21 protein-coding genes and 3 tRNA genes are annotated in these 24,146 nt (G+C 65.1%); all 24 read left to right on the forward strand.

Annotation, left to right across the window (positions count from 1 at the left end; translation table 11 throughout):
* Positions 1 to 520 precede the first annotated feature (520 nt).
* A complete protein-coding gene (gene tpiA / locus ABE543_RS13865; RefSeq protein WP_346475800.1) occupies positions 521 to 1,276 on the forward strand; it encodes a triose-phosphate isomerase in 756 nt (251 codons plus the stop codon).
* 33 nt (positions 1,277 to 1,309) lie between these two features.
* On the forward strand, positions 1,310 to 1,747 hold the full coding sequence (gene secG / locus ABE543_RS13870) for a preprotein translocase subunit SecG (RefSeq protein ID WP_346475801.1): 438 nt from the start codon (positions 1,310 to 1,312) through the stop codon (positions 1,745 to 1,747).
* A gap of 51 nt (positions 1,748 to 1,798) precedes the next feature.
* A tRNA-Leu gene (locus tag ABE543_RS13875) sits at positions 1,799 to 1,883 on the forward strand.
* 111 nt (positions 1,884 to 1,994) lie between these two features.
* Positions 1,995 to 2,351, forward strand: coding sequence for an NADH-quinone oxidoreductase subunit A (locus tag ABE543_RS13880; protein ID WP_053519909.1), 357 nt, complete (start codon positions 1,995 to 1,997; stop codon positions 2,349 to 2,351).
* Entirely contained in the window at positions 2,342 to 2,896 is a 555-nt protein-coding gene (locus ABE543_RS13885; RefSeq protein WP_005410463.1) for an NADH-quinone oxidoreductase subunit B, read from the forward strand. Before ABE543_RS13880 ends, ABE543_RS13885 begins: the two co-directional genes overlap by 10 nt.
* A gap of 33 nt (positions 2,897 to 2,929) precedes the next feature.
* The gene (locus tag ABE543_RS13890) at positions 2,930 to 3,676 is read left to right on the forward strand and encodes an NADH-quinone oxidoreductase subunit C (RefSeq protein WP_065181852.1); all 747 of its coding nucleotides are present in this window, start codon (positions 2,930 to 2,932) and stop codon (positions 3,674 to 3,676) included.
* A complete protein-coding gene (locus ABE543_RS13895) occupies positions 3,673 to 4,980 on the forward strand; it encodes an NADH-quinone oxidoreductase subunit D (RefSeq protein ID WP_053519911.1) in 1,308 nt (435 codons plus the stop codon). The genes ABE543_RS13890 and ABE543_RS13895 overlap by 4 nt, the downstream gene beginning before the upstream one ends.
* A gap of 97 nt (positions 4,981 to 5,077) precedes the next feature.
* Entirely contained in the window at positions 5,078 to 5,605 is a 528-nt protein-coding gene (gene nuoE / locus ABE543_RS13900; RefSeq protein WP_006381132.1) for an NADH-quinone oxidoreductase subunit NuoE, read from the forward strand.
* Between the two features lie 4 nt (positions 5,606 to 5,609).
* The gene (gene nuoF / locus ABE543_RS13905) at positions 5,610 to 6,950 is read left to right on the forward strand and encodes an NADH-quinone oxidoreductase subunit NuoF (RefSeq protein ID WP_065175540.1); all 1,341 of its coding nucleotides are present in this window, start codon (positions 5,610 to 5,612) and stop codon (positions 6,948 to 6,950) included.
* Positions 6,947 to 9,181, forward strand: coding sequence for an NADH-quinone oxidoreductase subunit NuoG (gene nuoG, locus ABE543_RS13910; RefSeq protein ID WP_262100388.1), 2,235 nt, complete (start codon positions 6,947 to 6,949; stop codon positions 9,179 to 9,181). The genes nuoF and nuoG overlap by 4 nt, the downstream gene beginning before the upstream one ends.
* Positions 9,178 to 10,272 (forward strand): NADH-quinone oxidoreductase subunit NuoH, encoded by a 1,095-nt coding sequence (gene nuoH, locus ABE543_RS13915; RefSeq protein WP_053519914.1) that lies wholly within the window; start codon positions 9,178 to 9,180, stop codon positions 10,270 to 10,272. Before nuoG ends, nuoH begins: the two co-directional genes overlap by 4 nt.
* Positions 10,273 to 10,276: 4 nt before the next feature.
* Positions 10,277 to 10,765, forward strand: coding sequence for an NADH-quinone oxidoreductase subunit NuoI (gene nuoI / locus ABE543_RS13920; protein ID WP_053519915.1), 489 nt, complete (start codon positions 10,277 to 10,279; stop codon positions 10,763 to 10,765).
* A gap of 9 nt (positions 10,766 to 10,774) precedes the next feature.
* Complete coding sequence (locus tag ABE543_RS13925; protein ID WP_346475802.1) at positions 10,775 to 11,434, forward strand: NADH-quinone oxidoreductase subunit J; 660 nt, start codon at positions 10,775 to 10,777, stop codon at positions 11,432 to 11,434.
* A complete protein-coding gene (gene nuoK / locus ABE543_RS13930; RefSeq protein WP_053519917.1) occupies positions 11,431 to 11,736 on the forward strand; it encodes an NADH-quinone oxidoreductase subunit NuoK in 306 nt (101 codons plus the stop codon). The genes ABE543_RS13925 and nuoK overlap by 4 nt, the downstream gene beginning before the upstream one ends.
* A 7-nt stretch (positions 11,737 to 11,743) precedes the next feature.
* Complete coding sequence (gene nuoL / locus ABE543_RS13935; RefSeq protein WP_053519918.1) at positions 11,744 to 13,906, forward strand: NADH-quinone oxidoreductase subunit L; 2,163 nt, start codon at positions 11,744 to 11,746, stop codon at positions 13,904 to 13,906.
* Positions 13,907 to 13,929: 23 nt separating this feature from the next.
* Positions 13,930 to 15,438 carry an NADH-quinone oxidoreductase subunit M gene (locus ABE543_RS13940; RefSeq protein ID WP_053519919.1) on the forward strand — a complete coding sequence of 503 codons (1,509 nt, stop codon included), beginning with the start codon at positions 13,930 to 13,932 and terminating at the stop codon, positions 15,436 to 15,438.
* A 15-nt stretch (positions 15,439 to 15,453) separates the two neighbouring features.
* On the forward strand, positions 15,454 to 16,914 hold the full coding sequence (gene nuoN, locus ABE543_RS13945; protein ID WP_065181855.1) for an NADH-quinone oxidoreductase subunit NuoN: 1,461 nt from the start codon (positions 15,454 to 15,456) through the stop codon (positions 16,912 to 16,914).
* A gap of 126 nt (positions 16,915 to 17,040) precedes the next feature.
* Positions 17,041 to 17,117, forward strand: a tRNA-Met gene (locus ABE543_RS13950).
* An 82-nt stretch (positions 17,118 to 17,199) separates the two neighbouring features.
* A tRNA-Met gene (locus ABE543_RS13955) sits at positions 17,200 to 17,276 on the forward strand.
* A 368-nt stretch (positions 17,277 to 17,644) separates the two neighbouring features.
* On the forward strand, positions 17,645 to 18,235 hold the full coding sequence (gene rimP / locus ABE543_RS13960; protein WP_053518672.1) for a ribosome maturation factor RimP: 591 nt from the start codon (positions 17,645 to 17,647) through the stop codon (positions 18,233 to 18,235).
* A 4-nt stretch (positions 18,236 to 18,239) separates the two neighbouring features.
* Complete coding sequence (gene nusA, locus ABE543_RS13965; RefSeq protein ID WP_263175196.1) at positions 18,240 to 19,751, forward strand: transcription termination factor NusA; 1,512 nt, start codon at positions 18,240 to 18,242, stop codon at positions 19,749 to 19,751.
* 92 nt (positions 19,752 to 19,843) lie between these two features.
* The gene (gene infB / locus ABE543_RS13970) at positions 19,844 to 22,486 is read left to right on the forward strand and encodes a translation initiation factor IF-2 (RefSeq protein ID WP_053518674.1); all 2,643 of its coding nucleotides are present in this window, start codon (positions 19,844 to 19,846) and stop codon (positions 22,484 to 22,486) included.
* Positions 22,487 to 22,609: 123 nt separating this feature from the next.
* A complete protein-coding gene (rbfA, locus tag ABE543_RS13975) occupies positions 22,610 to 22,993 on the forward strand; it encodes a 30S ribosome-binding factor RbfA (protein ID WP_053518676.1) in 384 nt (127 codons plus the stop codon).
* Positions 22,994 to 23,104: 111 nt separating this feature from the next.
* Positions 23,105 to 24,013, forward strand: coding sequence for a tRNA pseudouridine(55) synthase TruB (truB, locus tag ABE543_RS13980; protein WP_065181858.1), 909 nt, complete (start codon positions 23,105 to 23,107; stop codon positions 24,011 to 24,013).
* Positions 24,014 to 24,146: the final 133 nt, after the last annotated feature.

The raw sequence follows: 24,146 nt of genomic DNA on the forward strand, positions 1-24,146 counted from the left end.
GGCGGCGTGGGAGGGCGGGGCCGCCTTAACCCCAGCCCGGGGGGCTGGGCCGCGCCACCCAGGCCCCGCACACCCCGCCATCCGACACCTCCCCGCCTTCGACAGTTTCCCGGTGACGGATGGATGAGATCTGTCACACCGAGGTGGGGCAGGGGTCAGATCCGGATCTGACCCCGGCAGTCACCCGCAATGCCGCTTTTGCCTTTGATCTTCTTTTCTCTTTCCGTGGCGGGCGGAACCGCCGGAATGTGTCAGAAGCCGGGCGGGTGGGGCTGCGCAGGGGCGTGAGCCGCATGGATGCGGCGACCGAGCTTACAGGGACGTACTTGCAGCGTCCCCTGCGCAGTCCCGCCCGCCCGGCCAGGCCGATCAACTACCCGGGGCTCCCCGCGACCAACCCCACCCCCGCCACGAGGGGCCGCGCCGTTGGCTGGAAATCCATGTAACCGCTTACACGGAAACGGATTTTTGCCGTAACGGGTATCATGACCGGCTGACTTCACACAGGAGCCACCCGCTCATGCGCCGCAAGATCGTCGCCGGAAACTGGAAGCTGCATGGCAGCCGTCAATTCGCCAATGAACTGCTGGGGCAGGTGGCTGCGGGGCTGCCGCTGGACGGGGTCGATGTCGTCATCCTGCCGCCGCTGCCGTACCTGGGCGAGCTGGTCGAGAAGTTCGGCGCGACCGGCATGACCTTCGGTGCCCAGGACGTGAGCAGCAACGAGAAGGGGGCCTACACCGGCGAAGTGTGCGCGGCCATGCTGCACGAGGTCGGTGCCCGTTACGGCCTGGTTGGACATTCCGAGCGTCGCCAGTACCACCACGAGAGCAGCGAACTGGTTGCCCGCAAGTTCGCCGCTGCCCTGCATGCCGGCCTGGTGCCGGTACTGTGCGTGGGGGAGACCCTGGAGCAGCGCGAGGCCGGACAGACCGAATCGGTCATCGCCAGCCAGCTGGCGCCGGTGCTGGATCTCGTCGGTGCCGACGGCTTCGCCAGCGCCGTGGTCGCCTACGAGCCGGTCTGGGCGATCGGCACCGGCCGCACCGCGAGCAAGGAGCAGGCGCAGCAGGTGCACGCGTTCATCCGTGGCGAAGTCGCGCGCATCGATGCTAGAATTGCTGATTCACTGCCCATTCTTTACGGCGGCAGCGTGAAGCCCGACAATGCCGGGGAACTGTTCGCGCAGCCGGATGTCGATGGTGGGCTGGTCGGTGGCGCCTCCCTGGTGGCCGCGGACTTCCTGGCCATCGCGAAGGCGGCGGCCGCGAACTAAATCCTAGAAGTATTGTCCGAGGGCGGATTTCCAATGCTGATGTTGATCCTCAATGTCGTCTACGTGCTGGTTGCCGTAGCCATGATCGCGCTGATCCTGATGCAGCGTGGCTCGGGCGCAGCGGCTGGTTCGGGCTTTGGTGCCGGTGCCTCGGGAACGGTGTTCGGTGCGCGTGGCGCCTCGAACTTCCTGTCCAAGTCGACCAAGTGGCTGGCCGTGGTGTTCTTCGGCATCAGTCTCTTCATGGCCTGGTATGCCGGCCACGGCAGCCGTCCTGCCGCCGAGCAGGACCTGGGTCTGATGTCCGCCCCGGCGGCCAGCGCTCCGGCCGCCCCTGCAGGCGAACTGCCGGCCATTCCGAAGGCCGATGAGGTCCCGGCAGCCCCGGTTCCGGCGGCGACTGTGCCGGCTCAGGCGGAATCTTCGGTTTCTGGTGAAGAAAAGCCGTCGGAAGGCTCCCAGAAAGACTGAAGCCGGTTACAATACGCGGCGCATCGGGAAGATAGTCTGATGTGATCGTTTGCCCAGGTGGCGGAATTGGTAGACGCACTACCTTGAGGTGGTAGCGACGCAAGTCGTAGGGGTTCGAGTCCCCTCTTGGGCACCATTTGTAAGTAAAGCGGGTTCACCTGGCGCGCAATGCGCCAGGGCGATTCCCGTCCACTCCCCCATGCCAAAGCGCCTGCAGGCGCAGCGGCAGAGGCAAGAGAGAATCGCTGTGCTGGCCGAATATTTGCCGTCTCTGCTGTTTCTGATCGTTGCCACCGGTATCGGCGTCGTGCTGATGCTGGTCGGCCGACTCCTCGGTCCCCGCCGCCCTGATCTGGAAAAGCTCTCGCCGTACGAGTGCGGCTTCGAGGCGTTCGAAGACGCGCGCATGAAGTTCGATGTGCGCTATTACCTGATCGCGATCCAGTTCATCGTCTTCGACCTGGAAATCATCTTCATCGTGCCGTGGACCCAGGTCTTCATGGAGCTGGGTGCCCGTTCGCTGGTCACCATGGGCCTGTTCGTCGGCATGCTGTTCCTCGGTTTCATTTACGTCTGGAAGAAGGGAGCGCTGGAATGGGAGTGATTCAGACGCTCGATGGCCTGATGAACAATCCGACCCCGGAAGGGCGGGTTGATGACATCCTGCGGCCGGAAGGCGACAATCCCCTGCTGGAAAAAGGCTTCGTCACCACCAGCGTCGACGCCCTGCTGAACTGGGCGCGTACCGGCTCGATGTGGCCGATGACCTTCGGCCTGGCCTGCTGTGCCGTGGAGATGATGCACGCCGGCGCCGCGCGCCTGGACCTGGACCGTTACGGCGTGGTGTTCCGCCCGTCGCCGCGCCAGTCCGACGTGATGATCGTCGCCGGTACGCTGGTCAACAAGATGGCCCCGGCACTGCGCAAGGTCTACGACCAGATGCCCGACCCCAAGTGGGTGATCTCCATGGGCAGCTGTGCCAATGGCGGTGGTTATTACCACTATTCCTATTCTGTCGTGCGCGGCTGTGATCGCGTGGTGCCGGTGGACGTCTACGTCCCGGGCTGCCCGCCGACCGCCGAGGCGCTGGTGTACGGGATCCTGCAGCTGCAGAAGAAGATCTGGCGTACACAGACCATCGCCCGCTGACCCCTTCACCTGACAAGAGCGCGCCAAGCCCCCATGGCAGAGCAAGCATCCTTCATCGACCGACTCTCCGCACGTTTCGCTGGTGCGAAGGTCATCGTGGTCGAACCCCGCGGCGAAGTGACGCTGGAAGTGCCTGCCGCCGAGTGGCACGCCACCGCCCTGGCGCTGCGTGACGAGTTTGGTTTCGAGCAGGCCGTGGACCTCTGCGGCGTGGACTACCTGGGCTATGGCTCCGACGAATGGGACACCGCCGACGTGTCCTCGCACGGCTTCAGCCGCGGCGTCGAGGGCAAGGCGCAGGGCCGCTTCGCGTGGGGCGAGTTCCCCAGCGAGGAGAGTGCCGAAGGCGCTCGCCCGCAGCACATGCCGACCCAGCGCTTTGCCGTGGTGGCGCAGCTGCGCTCGTACCAGCACAACCTGATGATGCACCTGCGCTGCTTCGCACCTGACGAAGCGCTGCCGGTGGTGTCCTCGCTGACCGGCATCTGGCCGGGCCTGAACTGGTTCGAGCGCGAAGCGTTCGATCTGTATGGCGTGATCTTCGAAGGCCACCCGGACCTGCGCCGGATCCTGACCGACTACGGTTTCGTCGGCCATCCGTTCCGCAAGGACTTCCCGCTGATCGGCAATGTCGAAGTGCGCTACGACGAAGAAAAGAAGCGCGTGATCTACGAACCGGTCACCTCGGTGGAGCCGCGTGTCGGCGTGCCGCGCGTGATCCGCGACGACGCCCGTCTGCAGACCGCAGCCGGCGAGCGCGCGCAGGAGGCAGTGAAGTGAGCCACGTACACCAGGCCGGCGAAGCGTTCGCCAGCAATGCCGCCGAAAGCCGGCAGGAAATCCGCAACTACACCATGAACTTCGGCCCGCAGCATCCGGCCGCGCATGGCGTGCTGCGCCTGATCCTGGAGATGGACGGCGAGACCATCATGCGCGCCGACCCGCACGTCGGCCTGCTGCATCGTGGTACCGAGAAGCTGGCCGAGTCCAAGCCGTTCAACCAGTCGATCGGTTACATGGATCGCCTGGATTACGTGTCGATGATGTGCAACGAGCACGCCTACGTGCGCGCGATCGAGACCCTGATGGGCATCGAAGCGCCGGAGCGTGCGCAGTACATCCGTACCATGTACGACGAGATCACCCGCATCCTCAACCACCTGATGTGGCTGGGTTCCAACGCGCTCGACCTGGGCGCGATGGCGGTGATGCTGTATGCCTTCCGCGAGCGCGAAGAGCTGATGGACTGCTACGAAGCGGTTTCCGGCGCGCGCATGCACGCGGCGTACTACCGTCCGGGCGGTGTCTACCGCGACCTGCCGGACCACATGCCGAAGTACAAGGAATCCCGTTGGCACAAGGGCAAGGCGCTGAAGCAGCTCAATGCTTCGCGCGAGGGCTCGCTGCTGGATTTCCTGGAGAACTTCACCAATGAGTTCCCGGGTCGCGTCGACGAGTACGAAACCCTGCTGACCGACAACCGCATCTGGAAGCAGCGCACCGTCGGCATCGGCGTGGTCACCCCGGAACTGGCGCACCAGTGGGGCATGACCGGCGTCATGCTGCGCGGCTCGGGCATCGCCTGGGATCTGCGCAAGAAGCGTCCGTATGCCAAGTACGATGCCGTTGATTTCGACATTCCGCTGGGCAAGGAAGGCGACTGCTACGACCGTTATCTGGTCCGCGTCGCCGAGATGCGTGAGTCCAACCGCATCATCAAGCAGTGCGTGGCATGGCTGAAGGCCAACCCCGGCCCGGTCATGGTCAAGAACTTCAAGGTCGCTCCGCCCAGCCGCGAGGACATGAAGGACGACATGGAAGCGCTGATCCACCACTTCAAGCTGTTCAGCGAAGGCTACTGCGTGCCGGCCGGCGAGACCTACTCGGCGGTGGAGGCCCCGAAGGGTGAGTTCGGCTGCTACCTGGTTTCCGACGGCGCCAACAAGCCCTTCCGCGTGCACCTGCGTGCGCCGGGCTTCGCCCACCTGTCCTCGATCGACTCGGTCGTGCGCGGCCACATGCTGGCCGACGTGGTGGCGATGATCGGTACCTACGATCTGGTGTTCGGCGAGGTTGACCGGTAATGCCGTCTGCCACGCCAACGCCTGCTGCAGGCAGCCGGCGCAAGCCGGCGCCGCAGTTCCTGGAATTTCACGTTATGCATTTCGCTGAGGTCGGCCGATGAAGGCGACAGGTAATTTCGAGGCGGCGCGCGACGTCGACCCGATGGTGGTGCTGAGCGACAAGACCCGCGCTCACATCGATCACTGGCTGTCCAAGTTCCCGCCGGACCGCAAGCGCTCTGCCGTGCTGCAGGGCCTGCATGCGGCCCAGGAGCAGAATGAGGGCTGGCTGACCGACGAGCTGATCGCCGGCGTGGCCAAGTACCTGGACCTGCCGCCGGTGTGGGCCTACGAGGTCGCCAGCTTCTACTCGATGTTCGAGACCGAGAAGGTGGGCCGCAACAACGTGGCCATCTGCACCAACATCAGCTGCTGGCTCAATGGCGCCGAGGACATCGTGCGCCACTGCGAGAAGAAGCTGGGCATCAAGCACGGCGAATCGACCCCGGACGGCCGCGTCTACCTCAAGCGCGAGGAAGAGTGCCTGGCCGGCTGCGGCGGTGCGCCGATGATGGTCATCAACGGTCACTACCATGAGCGTCTGACCCTGGAAAAGGTCGACGAGCTGCTGGACGGGCTGGAGTAAGGGCATGGCACATCACCACGAATCCAAGGGCCCGGTCGGTCCCGCTCCGCTGCCGCACCAGGTGGTCTACACCACCCTGCATTACGACACTCCGTGGTCGTACGAAAGCTACCTCAAGACCGGTGGCTACGCTGCCCTGCGCAAGATCCTCGAAGAGAAGATCCCGCCGGAGCAGGTCATCGAGATGGTCAAGGCCTCCGGCCTGCGCGGCCGCGGTGGCGCAGGCTTCCCGACCGGCCTGAAGTGGTCCTTCATGCCCAAGGGCAACATGCAGAAGTACATCCTCTGCAATTCGGATGAATCCGAGCCGGGCACCTGCAAGGATCGCGACATCCTGCGTTACAACCCGCATTCGGTGGTGGAAGGCATGGCGATCGCCTGCTACGCCACCGGTTCGACCGTGGGCTACAACTACCTGCGCGGCGAGTTCCACCACGAGCCTTTCGAGCACTTCGAGCAGGCCCTGGCCGACGCTTACGCGAACGGCTGGCTGGGCAAGAACGTGCTGGGCTCAGGCGTGGACATCGACATCTACGGTGCTCTCGGTGCCGGTGCTTACATCTGCGGCGAAGAAACCGCGCTGATGGAATCGCTGGAAGGCAAGAAGGGACAGCCGCGCTACAAGCCGCCGTTCCCGGCCAACTTCGGCCTGTACGGCAAGCCGTCGACGATCAACAACACCGAGACCTACGGCTCGGTGCCGGCGATCATCCGCAACGGTCCGGAGTGGTTCAAGGGCCTGAGCCGGACCGCCAATGGCGGCCCGAAGTGCTTCTCGGTCTCCGGCTGCGTGCAGAACGGCGGCAACTTTGAAGTGCCGCTCGGCACCACCTTCGACGAGCTGCTGGAAATGGCCGGTGGCCTGCGCCCGGGCCGTACCCTGAAGGGTGCGATTCCGGGCGGCGTCTCCATGCCGGTGCTCACCGCGGCGGAGCTGAAGGGCCTGCCGATGGACTACGACACCATCCGTGCGCTGGGCTCCGGCCTGGGTTCCGGGGCGGTCGTGGTGCTGGATGACAGCGTGTGCTGCGTCAAGTTCGCCTGCCGCATCAGCCAGTTCTTCCACAAGGAATCCTGCGGCCAGTGCACGCCGTGCCGTGAAGGCACCGGCTGGATGCACCGCGTGCTCGAGCGCATCGTCGCCGGCAAGGCCACGATGGAGGACCTGCACCAGCTGAAGGCGGTGGCCGGCCAGATCGAAGGCCACACCATCTGTGCGTTCGGCGAAGCGGCGGCATGGCCCATCCAGGGCTTCCTGCGCCAGTTCTGGGACGAATTCGAGTACTACATCGTCAACGGTCATTCGATGGTTGACGGCAAGAAGGTGGAGGCAGCCGCCGCATGAGCGCGCAACCCGTAAACCCGAACGTGCCACCGGACCATGTGACCATCGAGATCGATGGCAAGTCCCTGGTCGTGCCCAAGGGTTCGATGATCATCCAGGCCGCCGACAAGGCCGGCATTCCGATTCCGCGCTTCTGCTACCACGAGAAGCTGCCGATCGCCGCCAACTGCCGCATGTGCCTGGTGGACGTGGAGAAGTCGCCGAAGCCGGCGCCGGCCTGCGCCACGCCGGTGATGGACGGCATGAAGGTCGCCACCCGCAGCGAGAAGGCGCTGAAGTTCCAGCGCTCGGTGATGGAGTTCCTGCTCATCAACCATCCGCTGGACTGCCCGATCTGCGATCAGGGCGGCGAGTGCGAGCTGCAGGACGTGTCGCTGGGCTATGGCCGTTCGGTCAGCCGCTTCAACGAGCGCAAGCGCGTGGTCCCGGACGAGGACATGGGTCCGCTGGTCGCCACCGAGATGACCCGCTGCATCCAGTGCACCCGCTGCGTCCGTTTCACCGCCGAAGTGGCGGGCACCTATGAACTGGGTGGCATGTACCGCGGCGAGAACCTGCAGATCGGTACTTACGACGGCAAGCCCCTGACCACCGAACTGTCCGGCAACGTCGTCGACGTCTGCCCGGTCGGCGCGCTGACCAACAAGGTGTTCCAGTTCCGTGCCCGTCCGTGGGAGCTGACCGCGCGCGAGTCGCTGGGTTACCACGACGCGATGGGGTCGAACCTGTTCCTGCATGTGCGCCGCGGTGAAGTGCTGCGTTCGGTGCCGCGCGACAACGAAGCGGTCAACGAATGCTGGCTGTCCGACCGCGACCGCTACTCGCACCAGGGCCTGTACAGCGAAGACCGTGCGGTCAAGCCGCTGCGCAAGGTCAACGGCGAGTGGAAGGAAGTGAGCTGGGCCGAAGGCCTGGCCGCTGCCGCCGACATCCTGAAGGCGAACCAGGGCGACACCCTGGGCGTGCTGGTGCACCCGTCGACCTCCAACGAGGAAGGCACTCTGCTGGCGCGCCTGGCCAAGGGCCTGGGTTCGGGCAACATCGATCACCGCATCAACAACCGCGATTTCTCCGACGCCGCCACCGCCGAAGTGTTCGGCCTGCCGCTGGCGGAGATCGAAGGCGCTGACCGCATCGTGGTTCTGGGCAGCAACATCCGCCATGAACTGCCGCTGCTGCATGCCCGCCTGCGCAAGGCGCAGACCCAGAACGGCGCGAAGATCCACGTCGTCAACCCGGTCGACTTCGACTTCGCCTTCAGCATCGCCGGCAAGCAGATCGTCGCACCGTCGCAGTTCGTCGATGCCTTGGCCAACGCCGAGCTGCGTTCGGCGGTGCAGGGTGGCAGCAACACCGTGCTGATCGTCGGTGCCATCGCCGAGAACCACCCGCAGGCTGCCGCGATCCGCGCCGCCGCGCGTGATTTCGCCACCGCCACCGGTGCCCGCCTGTGCCGCATTCCGCAGGGCGCCAACGCTGTCGGCCTGACCCGTGCGGGCGTGCTGCCGGCCGGCAGGGACGTCGCCGCGATGCTGGCGCAGCCGCGCCAGGCCTACGTGGTGTACGGCCTGGAGCCGGGCCTGGACTTCGCCGATGCGCCTGCCGCGCGCAAGGCGCTGGCCGGTGCCCAGGTCGTGGCGTTCAGCCACTTCGCCTGCGCCTCGACCCGCGACGTCGCCGATGTGATCCTGCCGATCGGTGCGCTGCCGGAAATCGACGCCACCCTGACCAACCTCGATGGCCGCGAACAGTCGGCCCGTGCCGGTGGCAAGCTGCCGGGCGAGGCCCGCGAAGGCTGGCGCGTCCTGCGTGCGCTGGGCGGTGAGCTGGCGGTGGCCGGTTTCGACTTCATCGATCTGGCGGGCCTGCGTGCCAGCCTGGCACCGGTATCGGTCACCGTGGCTGCGTCGGCCCAGCCGGCCGTTGCAGGCGAAGGCCTGGAAGTGGCCTCGACGGCGGCGATCTACCGCACCGATGCCGTGGTCCGCCGCGCTCCGGCGCTGCAGTCGCATCCGCTGAACAACGCCCCGCGCATCGTCCTCAACACGGAAGATGCCGCACGCCTGCAGCTGCAGGAAGGGCAGATGGCCAAGGTCGGCACCGATGCCGGTCGCGCCACCCTGCCGGTGGTGGTCGACGCCCGCGTCGCTGCGGGTTCGGTCTGGATTGAATCGGGCCACGGCGCGACCGCGCCGCTGGGTGCCGCTCGCGTAACGGTGGTGGCTGCATGAACGAATTGCTGTTGAACGCGGTCGATCCGCTGCACCAGTGGCTGCTCGGCCTCGGTGACATCGGCGCGCTGCTCTGGATCATCCTGAAGATCCTGGTGATCACCGTACCGGTGATCGTCTCGGTGGCCTTCTACGTGGTCTGGGAACGCAAGCTGATCGGCTGGATGCACGTCCGCCATGGCCCGATGTACGTGGGCATGGGCATCTTCCAGGCCTTCGCCGACGTCTTCAAGCTGCTGTTCAAGGAAGTGGTCCAGCCGAGCAACGCCAACAAGGCGATCTACCTGCTGGCACCGCTGATCACCCTGGCCCCGGCGTTCGCGGCCTGGGCGGTGATTCCGTTCGATTCGCAGATCGTGCTGTCCAACGCCAATGCCGGCCTGCTGTACCTGCTGGCGATGACCTCGCTGGGCATCTACGGCATCATCCTGGCCGGCTGGGCGTCCAACTCGAAGTATGCGTTCCTGGGTGCGATGCGTGCCTCGGCGCAGATGATCAGCTACGAAATCGCGATGGGCTTCGCCCTGGTCGGCGTCATGATCGCTTCGGGCAGCCTGAACCTGAGCAACATCGTGATGGCCCAGGCCGGCAGTTCCGGCTTCTTCGACTGGTTCCTGATTCCGCTGTTCCCGCTGTTCGTCGTGTACTGGGTGTCCGGCGTGGCCGAGACCAACCGTGCGCCGTTCGACGTGGTGGAAGGCGAGTCGGAAATCGTCGCTGGCCACATGGTCGAGTACTCGGGCGGCGCGTTCGCGCTGTTCTTCCTGGCCGAGTACGCGAACATGATACTGATCAGTTTCCTGATCTCGATCTTCTTCCTCGGTGGCTGGCTGAGCCCGATCCAGGGCTGGGTCGATCCGGGCACTGTGTCGCCGCTGGTCGACTGGATCTGGAAGGGTGGCGCGCCGTGGCTGTTCGTCAAGGTGTTCTTCTTCGCCAGTGCCTACATCTGGTTCCGTGCCAGCTTCCCGCGCTTCCGCTACGACCAGATCATGCGCCTGGGCTGGAAGGTCTTCATTCCGCTGACCATTTTCTGGATCGCGGTCACCGCCGTCATGGTGTTCTTCGGCGTGATTCAAAAGGGCGTCTAAAGTGATGAACAGGATTACCCATTACTTCAAGAGCCTGCTGCTGCTCGAACTGCTGGCCGGCCTTTGGCTGACGCTGAAGTACAGCGTCAGGCCGAAGTACACGATGATGTACCCGATGGAGAAGTTCCCGCAGTCGCCGCGCTTCCGTGGCCTGCATGCGCTGCGCCGCTATCCCAACGGTGAAGAGCGCTGCATCGCCTGCAAGCTGTGCGAGGCGGTCTGCCCGGCGCTGGCCATCACCATCGATTCGGCCAAGCGCGAGGACGGCACCCGCCGCACCACCCGCTACGACATCGACCTGTTCAAGTGCATCTTCTGCGGCTTCTGTGAGGAAAGCTGCCCGGTGGACTCGATCGTCGAAACCCACATCCTCGAGTACCACTTCGAGAATCGTGGCGAAAACATCGTTACCAAGCCGCAGCTGCTGGCCCTGGGCGACCGTCTCGAATCCGAGATCGCCGAGCGTCGCGCCGCCGATGCCGCTTACCGCTGAGGTCGAGAGATGGATTGGGTAAATATCGCTTTCTGGGTCTTCGCCATCGTGGCCGGCATCTCCGCCGCGGCGGTGATCAGCGTGCGCAACCCCGTGCATGCCGTTCTGTGCCTGGTGCTGACCTTCTTCTCCGTTGCCTGCGTGTGGCTGCTGGTGGGCGCCGAGTTCCTCGGTGTGGCGCTGGTGCTGGTCTACGTCGGCGCGGTGATGGTGCTGTTCCTGTTCGTGGTGATGATGCTCGACATCGATCCGTCGAACCTGCGTGAGGGCTGGGTGCGTTACCTGCCGGTCGGCCTGGTCGTGGCCGTGGCGATGCTGGTGCAGATGCTGATGCTGATCGGCGTCAAGGGCAGGGCGGTCAACCCGTTCCCGTCCGACAATGCCGCCGCTCTGGCCGCTGACACGTCCAACGTCACCTGGCTGGCCCGCAGCCTGTTCACCGAGTACCTGCTGCCGTTCGAGTTCGCCGCCGTCATCCTGACCGTGGCCGTGGTGGCCGCGGTGATGCTGACCCTGCGTCGCCGCGAAGGCCTGAAGACCCAGAACCCGACGCAGCAGACCATGGTCAAGGCGCACGATCGCCTGCGCGTGGTCAAGATGAGTGCCGAGCAGCCGGTGGTGCACAGCAACAGCACGCCTGCGGCGGGCGAAGAGGAGACCAAGGCATGATCACTCTGGGCCATATCCTGGCGCTGGGCGCGGTGCTGTTCTGCATCAGCCTTGCCGGCATCTTCCTCAACCGCAAGAACATCATCGTGCTGCTGATGTCCATCGAGTTGATGCTGCTGTCGGTGAACATCAACTTCGTCGGATTCTCGCGCCAGCTGGGCGATCCATCCGGCCAGCTGTTCGTGTTCTTCATCCTGACCGTCGCCGCTGCCGAGGCCGCCATCGGCCTGGCGATCCTGGTGACCCTGTTCCGTACCCGCCGCACGATCAATGTCGGCGAAGTCGATTCGCTGAAGGGCTGATCCACAGATGGAAATCACTCTCTCCAAGAGTCTGTTGATCGCAGTGGTGCTTGCACCGCTGTTCGGCAGCATCATCGCCGGCCTGTTCGGTCGCCAGGTCAAGCGCTTCGGCGCGCAGACCATCACCATCCTCGGCGTTGCGGTTGCGTGCGGCCTGTCGATGTACACGCTCTACCAGCTGCTGTGGGGCGGGGCGCAGCCGTTCAACCAGAACGTCTACACCTTCTTCGAAGTCGGCCAGTACTCGGCCCACGTCGGTTTCATGGTCGACAAGCTGACCGCGATGATGATGGTGGTGGTGACCTTCGTGTCGCTGCTGGTCCACATCTACACGATCGGCTACATGCAGGACGATCCGGGCTACCAGCGCTTCTTCAGCTACATCTCGCTGTTCACCTTCTCGATGCTCACCCTGGTGATGAGCAACAACTTCCTGCAGCTGTTCTTCGGCTGGGAAGCGGTGGGCCTGGTGTCGTACCTGCTGATCGGCTTCTGGTTCAAGCGCCCGACAGCGATCTTCGCCAACATGAAGGCGTTCCTGGTCAACCGCGTCGGTGACTTCGGCTTCCTGCTGGGTATCGCCGGCGTGCTGTGGGTGTTCGGCACCCTGGACTACTCCGAGGTATTCTCGCAGGCCAGCATGCTGGCCGACCCGCGCGCCCAGCTGCAGATCTGGGACGGCACCCTGTTCGGGATGCAGCTGCTGAACGAGCCGGTGATCTGGTCGATCGCCACCCTGATCTGCATCTGCCTGTTCATCGGCGCCATGGGCAAGTCGGCCCAGGTCCCGCTGCACGTGTGGCTGCCGGATTCGATGGAGGGCCCGACGCCGATCTCGGCGCTGATCCACGCCGCGACCATGGTGACCGCCGGTATCTTCATGGTCACCCGCATGTCGCCGCTGTTCGAGCTGTCGCAGACCGCGCTGGACTTCATCCTGTTCATCGGTGCCACCACGGCCTTCTTCACCGGCCTGATCGGTATCGTGCAGAACGACATCAAGCGCGTGGTCGCGTACTCGACGCTGTCGCAGCTGGGCTACATGACCGTGGCGCTGGGTGTTTCGGCCTATTCGGCTGCCGTGTTCCACTTGATGACCCACGCCTTCTTCAAGGCGCTGCTGTTCCTCGGCGCCGGTTCGGTCATCATCGCCATGCACCACGAGCAGGACATGCGCAAGATGGGCGGCCTGCGCAGGTACATGCCGATCACCTTCATCACCATGTGGATCGGTACCCTGGCCCTGGTCGGTACGCCGTTCTTCTCCGGTTTCTACTCGAAGGACACCATCATCGAGGCCGCCGAGATCCATGCCCATATCCAGGGCAGCTGGGTGGCCACCTATGGCTACTGGGCGGTGCTGGGCGGCGTGCTGGTGACCAGCTTCTACAGCTTCCGCCTGCTGTTCATGACCTTCCATGGCAAGGAGCGCTTCCGCGACGCGCATGACGATCATGGCCACGGCCATGACGATCACCATGCCGCCGATGCGCACCATGCCGACGCCCACCATGACGACCACGGTCATGGCCACGGCGCGCACGAGCCGCACGAGACCCCGTGGGTGGTCACTCTGCCGCTGATCCTGCTGGCCATCCCGTCGATCGCCATCGGCTTCTTCAGCATCGGTCCGATGCTGCACGGCACCGACTGGGCCGGCCACCACGCCCATGAGGCGATCAAGGGCCAGGCGACCACGTTCTTCACCGGCATCGTCGACTTCTACGATCCGGCCAAGAACACCGTGGCCTTCCTCGGCGAGGAGTTCCATGGCCCGGTGGCGTTCGCGCTGCACGGCATGATGCTGCCGCCGTTCTGGCTGACCCTGGCGGGCTTCCTGCTGGCCGCGTTGTTCTACCTGTGGAAGCCGGACCTGTCGGGCAAGGCACGCAAGGCCTTCGCCCCGCTGGTGTCGGTGCTGGAAAACAAGTACGGCTTCGACAAGCTGTGGATCGATGGCTTTGCCGGTGGCAGCGTCAAGCTCGGCAGGGTCTCGCGCTGGATCGACAGCAACATCGTCGACGGCGTGGTCAATCTCTCGGCACGTGTTGTGGACGTCGCAGCCGGCGTGCTGCGTCGTACCCAATCCGGTTTCCTCTATCACTACGCCTTCGCGATGATCATCGGCCTGATTGCCCTGCTGGGCGTGCTGATGCATTACCTGCGTTGATGACCTGTACGGAATAAGAAGACGTGTCGAACTGGCCTCTACTCAGTGTCCTCATCTGGCTGCCGATCATCGGTGGTGCCCTGATCCTTGCGATCCGTGATGCTCAGACCGCCCGCTGGGCGTCGCTGGGCGTGGCGGTGCTGACCTTCGTGGCGAGCCTCTCGCTGCTGGGCGGCTACAACCCGGGCATCGATGGCCTGCAGTTCGTCGAGACCCATGCGTGGATCCCGGCGTACAAGATCGGCTACAACCTGGGCGTGGACGGCATCGCCGTGGCGCTGATCCTGCTGACCACCCTGGTCAGCGTGCTTGCCCTGATCGGTGCCTGGAGCGCGATCGACAAGCGCGTCAACCAGTACGTGGCGGCCTTCCTGATCCTGGAAGGCGTCACCGTCGGCATCTTCGCCGCGACGGACGCGATGCTGTTCTACGTGTTCTTCGAAGCGATGCTGATCCCGATGTTCCTCATCATCGGTGTCTGGGGTGGCCCGCGTCGCATCTACGCCGCACTGAAGTTCTTCCTCTACACCTTCCTCGGCTCCGTGCTGATGCTGGTGGCGCTGATCTACCTGTACATGAAGGGCGGCAGCTTCCAGCTGGCCGATCTGTACGCGCTGCCGCTGACGGCCAAGGAGCAGACCTGGATCTTCTTCGCCTTCCTGATCGCCTTCGCGGTCAAGGTGCCGATGTTCCCGGTGCACACCTGGCTGCCGGATGCGCACGTGGAAGCGCCGACCGCCGGTTCGGTGATCCTGGCCGCCATCGCGCTGAAGATCGGTGGTTACGGCTTCCTGCGCTTCAACCTGCCGATCGTGCCGGATGCTTCGCTGGAGTGGGCCTGGCTGGTGATCGCGCTGTCGCTGATCGCGGTGATCTACGTTGGCCTGGTCGCCCTGGTCCAGGACGACATGAAGAAGCTGATCGCGTACTCGTCGATCGCGCACATGGGTTTCGTCACCCTGGGTACCTTCATTGCCCTGTGGCTGGTGCGTGAAGCCGGCAACGTCGATGCGGCCCGCCTGGGCCTGCAGGGCGCGATGGTGCAGATGATCTCGCACGGCTTCGTGTCGGGTGCGATGTTCTCCTGCGTCGGCGTGCTGTACGACCGCATGCACAGCCGCCGCATCGCCGATTACGGCGGTGTGGTCAATGTGATGCCCTGGTTCGCCACCTTCGCCATGCTGTTCTTCATGGCCAATGCGGGCCTGCCGGGCACCAGCGGTTTCGTCGGCGAGTTCATGGTCATCCTGTCCGCCTTCCAGCGTAACCCGTGGATCGCCCTGGGCGCGGCCACCACCCTGATCATCGGTGCGGCCTATACCCTGTGGCTGTACAAGCGCATCTTCTTCGGCGAAGTGGCCAACAGCCATGTCGCCGAACTGAAGGACATCAACGGCCGCGAATGGCTGGTGCTGGGCGTGTTCGCCATCGGCGTGCTTGCCCTGGGCATCTACCCCAAGCCGCTGACCGACCTGATGGAGCCCTCGATCGCGAAGCTGGCGATGCAGATCGCATCCAGCAAGCTGCTGTAATTCCAGGATTTGATGATGACCACCTCGCCGCTGCTGCCATTGACCGCTGCTGACCTGCCTCCGCTCGCCCCCGAGCTGGTGCTGATCGGCAGCGCCTTCGCCCTGATGATCCTCGACCTGTTCGTCAGCGAGCGGAACAAGATCGTCACCCACCTGTTCTCGGTTGCTGCACTGGCCGTCGTGCTGTTCATGCTGGCGACCGGCGTGGGCGGGCAGGGAGAGGTCTTCCATGGCATGTTCGTGCGCGATACCGCCGCGGACGTGATGAAGACCGGGATCGTGCTGCTCAGCGGCCTGACCCTCGTGTACGGCTGGCGCTACCTGCGCGACCGCAACCTGTTCCAGGGCGAGATCCCGGTGCTGATCCTGTTCGGCACGGCCGGCATGATGATCCTGGTCTCGGCCGGCAGCCTGCTGATGGTCTACCTGGGCCTGGAACTGCTGGCGCTGTGCTCGTATGCGCTGGTGGCCAGCAACCGCGACAGCGGCCTGGCCTCGGAAGCGGCGATGAAGTACATCGTGCTCGGTTCGCTTGCCTCCGGCCTGCTGCTGTATGGCATGTCGCTGATCTACGGCGCCACCGGCAGCCTGCACCTGGACGTGATCCGCGATGCCATCCCGCATTCCGAAGAGCGCGTGCTGCTGATCACCGGCGCGGTGTTCATGATCGCGGGCGTGGCCTTCAAGCTGGGTGCGGCACCGTTCCACATGTGGCTGCCGGACGTCTACCAGGGTGCGCCGGCGCCGATCGCGCTGTTCATCAGCTCGGCACCGAAGCTGGCTGCGTTCGGCATGGCCTACCGCCTGCTGGAAATGGGCGTGGGTCCGCTGTCGACCGAGCTGCAGCTGCTGATCGCCGGCCTGGCCGCCGTATCGCTGGTGATCGGCAACCTGATGGCGATCGCGCAGAGCAATCTCAAGCGCATGCTGGCGTTCTCCACCGTCTCGCACATCGGCTTCCTGCTGATGGGCATCGCCGGTGGTGGCTCGCAGGGCTACGCTGCCGCGCTGTTCTATGCGCTGGCCTACGCCATCATGTCCACCGCTGCCTTCGGCGCGATCATCGCGCTGTCGCGTGCCGGCTTCGAGGCCGAGAACATCGAGGACTTCAAGGGCCTGAACGCCCGCAACCCGTGGATGGCCGGCCTGGTGCTGTGCATCATGGCGTCGCTGGCGGGCATTCCGCCGTTCCTCGGCTTCTGGACCAAGCTGGCGGTGCTGGGTGCGGCCGTCAACGGCGGCCTGCTGTGGCTGGCGATCCTCGGCGTGCTGTGCGCAGTGGTCGGCTGCTTCTACTACCTGCGGGTCATCAAGGTCATGTACTTCGATGAGCCGGTGGGCGAGGCCATTCCGCGCGGCAACGACCGCGTGCTGGGCCTGGTGCTGGGCGTGAACGCGCTGGCGCTGCTGGCCCTGGGCCTGGCCTGGAACCCGATCATGGTCTGGTGCCAGCAGGCTTTTGCGCATCTTGCATAAAAGTTGACACAAAGCTGCGCGATTCGTGTAATATGCGCAGCCTGAGTTGTCACTGCAGCGGTTCAGCCAGAACATCGTTGCAATGGCCCCCTCGTCAGGGTGGGGCAGCAGTTCAAACACTTCCGGTGCGGGGTGGAGCAGTCTGGCAGCTCGTCGGGCTCATAACCCGAAGGTCGCAGGTTCAAATCCTGCCCCCGCTACCAACATCGGGCCGGCGCCATCCGGCTTGATGAATGAGGGAAAGCTTGCATTTATTGCACTTATGCCTCATGATTCCGCTTCTGATGCGGGGTGGAGCAGTCTGGCAGCTCGTCGGGCTCATAACCCGAAGGTCGCAGGTTCAAATCCTGCCCCCGCTACCAAGTAAAGAGATCGCCTTCGAAGTCCTGCTTCGAAGGCGTTTTTCTTTGGGGTCTGTGTGCTTTCCACGTGTTCGGGGTCAGATCCCTTTTTCCGTGGAAAAGGGATCTGACCCCGGGTCCCTGCCTTGCACCAGCGCGGTGCAGCCGCTATCATCATCGGCCTAAGCAGTACCCCTGAAGGCGGCGCTCCCCTGGGGAGACCTCACCCGGAAGGAGGGCTCGCAACATGCCTTCGCGGCGTGCTGCAACCGGAATCCAGTCACCGGAGTCTTTCCGGAAAAAGGGGCCCTGCGGGCCCTTTGTCGTTTCCGGGGCGTCATGTTCACGCCGGCCATGGCCGGCACCCAACCAAGAGATCAAGGCAGGCTGTGAGCGACAAGGCAACCGACATCGCGAATCTGCTCGCCCCGACCGTTGTGTCGCTGGGCCTGGAGCTGCTGGGCGTTGAGTATCTGCCGGCCCCCGGCGGTGCGACCCTGCGCCTTTACATCGATGTGCCGCTGGCTGAACAGCCCGAGCGCATCATCAATGTCGACGACTGCGAGCGGGTCAGCCGCGAAGTGTCGGCGCAGCTGGACGTCGAAGACCCGATCAGCGGCAACTACACGCTGGAAGTGTCCTCGCCGGGCGTCGATCGTCCGCTGTTCAACCTGGAGCAGTTCACTCGCCACCTGGGGGAGTCGGCCAAGGTCACCCTGAAGCTGCCGCAGGACAACCGACGTCGCCTGCAGGGCCGTATCGAAGCGACCGACGAGGCTGCGGGCACCATCACCTTCATCGTCGACAAGGCCGAAGTGGTCGTGTCGGCGGACAACATCGACAAGGCACGGATCCTGCCCGACTGGGTGGCGCTGGGGCTGGCCCCGAGCAAGCCGACCGGTCCGGCACCGAAGCGTCCGAAGCCGAACAAGAATTCTTCTTCCAACGAGCCGGCGGCAAAGAAGCCGCGCGCGGAGTGAGCCAATGAGCAAGGAACTGTTGCTGGTAGTCGACGCGGTCGCCAACGAGAAGGGCGTGCCGCGTGAAGTGATCTTCGATGCCATCGAGGCCGCCCTGGCCTCGGCAGCGAAGAAGCGCTATCCCGACGAGGAAGTGCTGACCCGCGTGGTCATCGACCACAAGGATGGCAGCTACGAAACCTTCCGTCGCTGGGAAGTGGTGGCCGATGACGTGGTCATGGAGTCGCCCGACCGCCAGATCCGCCTGATGGACGCCATCGATGAAGCCGAGGGCGTGGACGTCGGCGATTACATCGAAGAGCAGATCGAGAACCCGGACTTCGGCCGCATCGCCGCCCAGGCCGCCAAGCAGGTGATCGTGCAGCGCGTTCGCGAAGCCGAGCGCCAGCAGGTCGTGGACGCATGGAAGGACCGCGTCGGCGAGCTGATCACCGGTGTGGTCAAGCGTGCCGAGCGTGGCAACATCTACGTCGACCTCGGCGGCAACGCCGAAGGCTTCATCCCGAAGGACAAGGGCATTCCGCGCGACGTGCTGCGCGCCGGTGACCGCGTCCGCGGCTACCTGGCCGAAGTGCGCTCGGAGCCGCGTGGCCCGCAGCTGTTCATCAGCCGCGCCGCACCGGAGTTCATGATCGAGCTGTTCAAGCTGGAAGTGCCGGAAGTCGGTCAGGGCCTGGTGGAAATCAAGGCCTGTGCCCGCGATCCGGGCGACCGCGCCAAGATCGCCGTGCTGGCCCACGACCAGCGCACCGATCCGATCGGTGCCTGCATCGGCATGCGCGGTTCGCGCGTGCAGGCGGTGTCCAACGAGCTCAATGGCGAGCGCGTGGATATCGTGCTGTGGAACGACAACCCGGCCAACTTCGTCATCAATGCGATGGCGCCGGCCGAGGTGCAGTCGATCATCGTCGATGAGGACAAGCACTCGATGGATCTGGCCGTTGCCGAGGACCGCCTGGCCCAGGCGATCGGCAAGGGTGGCCAGAACGTGCGCCTGGCCAGCCGCCTGACCGGCTGGCAGCTCAACGTGATGACCCAGGACCAGGTCACCGCCAAGTCGGAGGCCGAGCAGGCTTCGGCCCGCCAGCTGTTCATGGACAAGCTGGAAGTGGACGAGGAGATCGCCGGCATCCTGGTCAGCGAAGGCTTCGGCACCGTCGAGGAAATCGCTTATGTCCCGGTCGGCGAACTGCTGGCCGTGGAAGGTTTCGACGAGGATATCGTCGAAGAGCTGCGCGCTCGTGCCCGCGATGCGCTGCTCAATGAGGCCCTGGCAGTCGAGGAAGGCCTTGAAGACGGCCAGCCGGCGCAGGACCTGCTGTCCCTGCAGGGCATGGACGAAGCCACCGCGTATGCGCTGGCCGGCCACGGCGTGCGCACCAGCGAGGATCTCTCCGACCTGGCCGCCGACGAGGTCGTGGACTTCGGCATCGAAGGGCTGGACCAGGAGCGCGCCGCCGCGCTGATCCTGGCCGCGCGTGCCGAGGAGATCGCCCGACTGGAACGCGGCGAATGAGCCGGCAATGAACAGGGCCCTGAGCCGCTCAGGGCGTAGAATCCGCGCCACCTCCAGATGCGGGGGGGCGCCCACAAGATCATAGGATCCGAATGTCGCAGCAAACCACCATCCGCAAGCTTGCCGAACTGGTCAACACACCGGTCGAAAAACTGCTTGAACAGCTGGCCGGTGCCGGCATGAAGTTCAGCGGTCCCGACCAGGTCGTGACCAGCACCGAGAAGGTGAAGCTCCTGGGCTTCCTTCGTCGTTCGCACGGCAAGCCCGAGCAGGCGCCGGAAGAGACCGATCAGTCTGCAAAGAAGATCACCCTCAACCGCCGTAAACAGCAGGAAGTGACGGTCAATTCCGGTCGCAGCAAGACGACCGTGAATGTCGAGGTGCGCCAGAAGCGTACCTACGTCAAGTCCGATGGTGGTCGTGCGATGACTCCGGACGAAGAGCGCGCCGACATCCTGCGCAAGCTGGAAGAGTCGCGCGCCCGCAACCTCGCCGAACAGCAGGCATTGGCCGAGAAGGACCGTCTGCGCGACGAGGCCATCGTCCGTGCACGCGAGGAAGAGATTGCCGCCAAGGAGCGTGCCGAAGCCGAGAAGAAGGCTGCAGAGGAAGCAGCGGTTGCCGCCAAGGCCGCCGAGGCGCTGGCCGCCAGCCAGCCGAAGACGCGCGCTCCGATCGACGAAACCGCACCGCGTCCGCCGCGTACCCCGGCCGCAGCCCCGGCTGCCCCGCGTGGCGCTCCGCCACGCAGCGATGACCGCAACAACCGCAGCGCGCCGCGCAACGAGCGTGGCCCGGGCGATCGTTTCTCCGGCCAGATGCACCTGTCGGCCGCCGACCGTGCACGTCGTGGCAACAGCAACAGCACGACCCGTGGTCGTCCGGGCGGCCGGAACCAGGCCGGCGGCCGTCGCGACATGTCGCGCGGTGGCAGCAACGCCGGTCCGCATGCCTTCGAACGTCCGACCGCCCCGGTCGTGCGTGAAGTGGCGATCGGCGACACGATCACCGTGGCCGACCTGGCGCAGAAGCTCGCGCTGAAGGGCGGCGAGGTGGTCAAGGCGCTGTTCAAGATGGGCGTGATGGCCACCATCACCCAGTCCATCGACCACGACACGGCGGCGCTGGTGACCGAGGAACTCGGCCACAAGGCGATCCGTGCCAACGACAACGACGCCGAAGACGCACTGCTGGCATCGACCGGTGAAAACCAGGGCGAAGCCGTGCAGCGCCCGCCGGTGGTCACCATCATGGGCCACGTCGACCACGGCAAGACCTCGCTGCTGGATTACATCCGCCGCACCAAGGTCGCCACCGGCGAAGCCGGCGGCATCACCCAGCACATCGGTGCGTACCACGTGGATACGCCGAAGGGCGTGATCAGCTTCCTGGATACCCCGGGCCACGCAGCCTTCACTTCGATGCGTGCCCGCGGTGCCAAGCTGACCGATATCGTGGTGCTGGTGGTCGCTGCCGATGACGGCGTGATGCCGCAGACCAAGGAAGCGATCCAGCATGCCCGTTCCGCCGGCGTGCCGCTGATCGTGGCAATCAACAAGATCGACAAGTCCGACGCCGATCCGATGCGGGTCAAGAACGAACTGCTGACCGAGCAGGTCGTGGCCGAAGACTTCGGTGGCGACACCCAGATGGTGGAGATCTCGGCCAAGACCGGCCTGGGCATCGACGACCTGCTGGACGCCATCTCGATCCAGGCCGAACTGCTGGAGCTGAAGGCTGTCGATGAAGGCCGCGCGTCCGGCGTGGTGATTGAATCGTCGCTGGACAAGGGCCGCGGCCCGGTCGCCACCGTGCTCGTGCAGCAGGGCCGCCTGAAGAAGGGCGATTACCTGGTGTGCGGCATCCAGTACGGCCGCGTGCGAGCGCTGTTCGACGAAACCGGCAAGCAGCCGGAGTTCGCCGGCCCGTCCATCCCGGTGCAGGTCCTGGGCCTGTCCGGCGTGCCGGAAGCCGGTGACGACTTCGTGGTGGTCGAGGACGAGCGTCTGGCCAAGGACGTTGCCCAGCAGCGTGAGACCAAGCGCCGCGAGTCGCGCCTGGTCGCCACGGCGGGCAGCCGGATGGAAGACATCATGGCGACCCTGGGCAAGGGTGAGGGCCAGCAGGTCCTCAACCTGGTCATCAAGGCCGACGTGCAGGGTTCGGTGCAGGCGCTGAGCCAGGCCCTGGTCGCGCTGTCCAACGACGACATCCGCATCAACGTGATCCACTCCGGCGTGGGCGGCATCACCGAGTCGGACGCCAATTCGGCTGCCGCCTCCAAGGCCACCGTCATCGGCTTCAACGTGCGTGCGGATGCTTCGGCCCGTCGCATCATCGAATCCAACGGCGTGGACCTGCGTTACTTCTCGATCATCTATGACGTGATCGATCAGGTGAAGCAGGTGGCCTCCGGTCTGCTGGGCGTGGAGATCCGCGAAGAGATCATCGGTATCGCCGAGGTCCGCGATGTCTTCCGCAGCTCCAAGCTGGGCGCCGTCGCCGGCTGCATGGTCATCGAAGGCGTGGTCAAGCGCAGCAAGCCGATCCGCGTCCTGCGCGACAGCGTGGTGGTGTTCGAAGGCGAGCTGGAATCGCTGCGTCGCTTCAAGGAAAACGTCGAGGAAGTCCGCAACGGTACCGAATGCGGTATCGGCGTGAAGGCTTACAACGACGTCAAGCCGGGCGACCAGATCGAGTGCTTCGAGCGCATCGAAGTGCCGCGTACCCTGTAATGCTGCAATGGACCGGCCCTCGCGGGCCGGTCCGCCCCAGGTGGCGCCCGACCCCGGTCGGGCCGTCTCTCCCGGTAGGGCCCGACCTTGGTCGGGTCACATTCAATTCAAGAGCCCGACCGCGTGCCCAAGACTTTCCATCGAACCGACCGTGTCTCCGCCCAGCTGCGCCGTGAACTCGGCACCCTGGTGCACAACGCCGTGCGCGAGCACGGGTTGCCCTCGGTGAGCGTGTCCGACGTGGAAATCACCCGCGACATGGCCCATGCCAAGGTCTTTGTCACCGCGCTGATGCCGGAACGTTCGGCCGAAGCGGTGGCCGGCCTGAAGGAACTGGGCTATCGCCTGCGCATGGACCTGGCCCGGGCGATGAAGCTGCGTCACGTGCCGGAGCTGCATTTCCATTACGACGACTCGGTTGATCGGGGCGAGCACATCGACAACATCCTGCGCGATCTGCCCGACACCGTGGCTGCCGAGAAGCGCCGCGAAAGCGACGAAGAATAACCGCGCGACGCCGGGCATGCCCGGCGTTGCTGCATTCCGGCTGCGCGATGTCTGATGCAGGCCGCGCCGCGCGCTTGCCGGGCATGGTCCGGCGCTACACCCGTATCTGTCATGACCCGAATTCAGTTCCGCCGCCTGGACGGCATCCTGCTGCTCGACAAGTCGACCGGCATGAGCTCCAACGCTGCCCTGCAGGTGGCGCGCCGCCTGTTCCGTGCCGAGAAGGGCGGGCATACCGGCAGTCTCGACCCGCTGGCCACCGGCCTGCTGCCGTTGTGCTTCGGCGAGGCGACCAAGATCGCCGGCCTGCTGCTGGGCTCGGCCAAGGCCTATGACGCCGAGATCGTGCTCGGCCAGACCACCGACACCGATGACGCCGAAGGCGAGGTGCTGCTGCAGCGCCCGGTGCCGCAGATCACTGCTGACGTCCTGCAGGCCGCGCTGGCACCGCTGACCGGCAGCATCCGCCAGCGGGCCCCGATCTATTCAGCGCTGAAGCAGGGAGGCGAGCCGCTGTACGTGAAGGCCCGCCGCGGCGACGCCATCGAGGCGCCGGAGCGGCAGGTCCAGGTGCATGCCATCGAGGTCCTGGAACAGCAGCCCGAGCGGCTGCGCCTGCGCGTCACCTGTGGCTCGGGTACCTACATCCGCAGCCTGGCGCGTGATCTCGGCGAGGCGCTGGGCTGTGGTGCGCACATCAGCGCCCTGCGCCGGCTGTGGGTGGAGCCGTTCCGCGAGCCGGCGATGGTCACCCTGGACCAGCTGCGGGCCATGGTCGAAACGGGCGACCTGGCGGCCATGGATGCCCTGCTGCTGCCGCTGGCCGACGGTCTGGCCGGGTATCCGCGGGTGGAGCTGGACGCCGGCCAGACGCAACGGTTCTGCATGGGGCAGCGGTTGCGCGATGCCGGCTGGCCGCGCGGTCTGGTGGCGGTGTTCGGTCCGGACGCCGCTGTCCAGGGCCTCGGTCAGGTCGATGACAGTGGCCTGCTGGCCCCGCAGCGCCGATTCAACCTCTGAACAGGGCGGGGCGGTTCAGCCCCGGTCCTTGTCCCCGGAGCCCCTGGCCGTTACAATTTCGCGGCCATTTTCTGGCAGCCTGCCCCGCGCAGGTTTCATCCCCGTAGTCCACGGCGAGCCTGGCGGTGCGCGA

Source organism: Stenotrophomonas sp. TWI169, assembly GCF_039674705.1.
Taxonomy (GTDB): Bacteria; Pseudomonadota; Gammaproteobacteria; order Xanthomonadales; family Xanthomonadaceae; genus Stenotrophomonas; species Stenotrophomonas maltophilia_P.

Excerpts from the sequence above, each read along its gene's own strand:
- tpiA (WP_346475800.1), top strand. The coding sequence starts at position 521 with ATGCGCCGCAAGATCGTCGCCGGAAACTGGAAGCTGCATGGCAGCCGT.
- secG (WP_346475801.1), top strand. The coding sequence starts at position 1,310 with ATGCTGATGTTGATCCTCAATGTCGTCTACGTGCTGGTTGCCGTAGCC.
- ABE543_RS13885 (WP_005410463.1), top strand. The coding sequence starts at position 2,342 with ATGGGAGTGATTCAGACGCTCGATGGCCTGATGAACAATCCGACCCCG.
- ABE543_RS13890 (WP_065181852.1), top strand. The coding sequence starts at position 2,930 with ATGGCAGAGCAAGCATCCTTCATCGACCGACTCTCCGCACGTTTCGCT.
- nuoE (WP_006381132.1), top strand. The coding sequence starts at position 5,078 with ATGAAGGCGACAGGTAATTTCGAGGCGGCGCGCGACGTCGACCCGATG.
- nuoF (WP_065175540.1), top strand. The coding sequence starts at position 5,610 with ATGGCACATCACCACGAATCCAAGGGCCCGGTCGGTCCCGCTCCGCTG.
- nuoG (WP_262100388.1), top strand. The coding sequence starts at position 6,947 with ATGAGCGCGCAACCCGTAAACCCGAACGTGCCACCGGACCATGTGACC.
- nuoH (WP_053519914.1), top strand. The coding sequence starts at position 9,178 with ATGAACGAATTGCTGTTGAACGCGGTCGATCCGCTGCACCAGTGGCTG.
- nuoI (WP_053519915.1), top strand. The coding sequence starts at position 10,277 with ATGAACAGGATTACCCATTACTTCAAGAGCCTGCTGCTGCTCGAACTG.
- ABE543_RS13925 (WP_346475802.1), top strand. The coding sequence starts at position 10,775 with ATGGATTGGGTAAATATCGCTTTCTGGGTCTTCGCCATCGTGGCCGGC.
- nuoK (WP_053519917.1), top strand. The coding sequence starts at position 11,431 with ATGATCACTCTGGGCCATATCCTGGCGCTGGGCGCGGTGCTGTTCTGC.
- nuoL (WP_053519918.1), top strand. The coding sequence starts at position 11,744 with ATGGAAATCACTCTCTCCAAGAGTCTGTTGATCGCAGTGGTGCTTGCA.
- nuoN (WP_065181855.1), top strand. The coding sequence starts at position 15,454 with ATGACCACCTCGCCGCTGCTGCCATTGACCGCTGCTGACCTGCCTCCG.
- nusA (WP_263175196.1), top strand. The coding sequence starts at position 18,240 with ATGAGCAAGGAACTGTTGCTGGTAGTCGACGCGGTCGCCAACGAGAAG.
- infB (WP_053518674.1), top strand. The coding sequence starts at position 19,844 with ATGTCGCAGCAAACCACCATCCGCAAGCTTGCCGAACTGGTCAACACA.
- truB (WP_065181858.1), top strand. The coding sequence starts at position 23,105 with ATGACCCGAATTCAGTTCCGCCGCCTGGACGGCATCCTGCTGCTCGAC.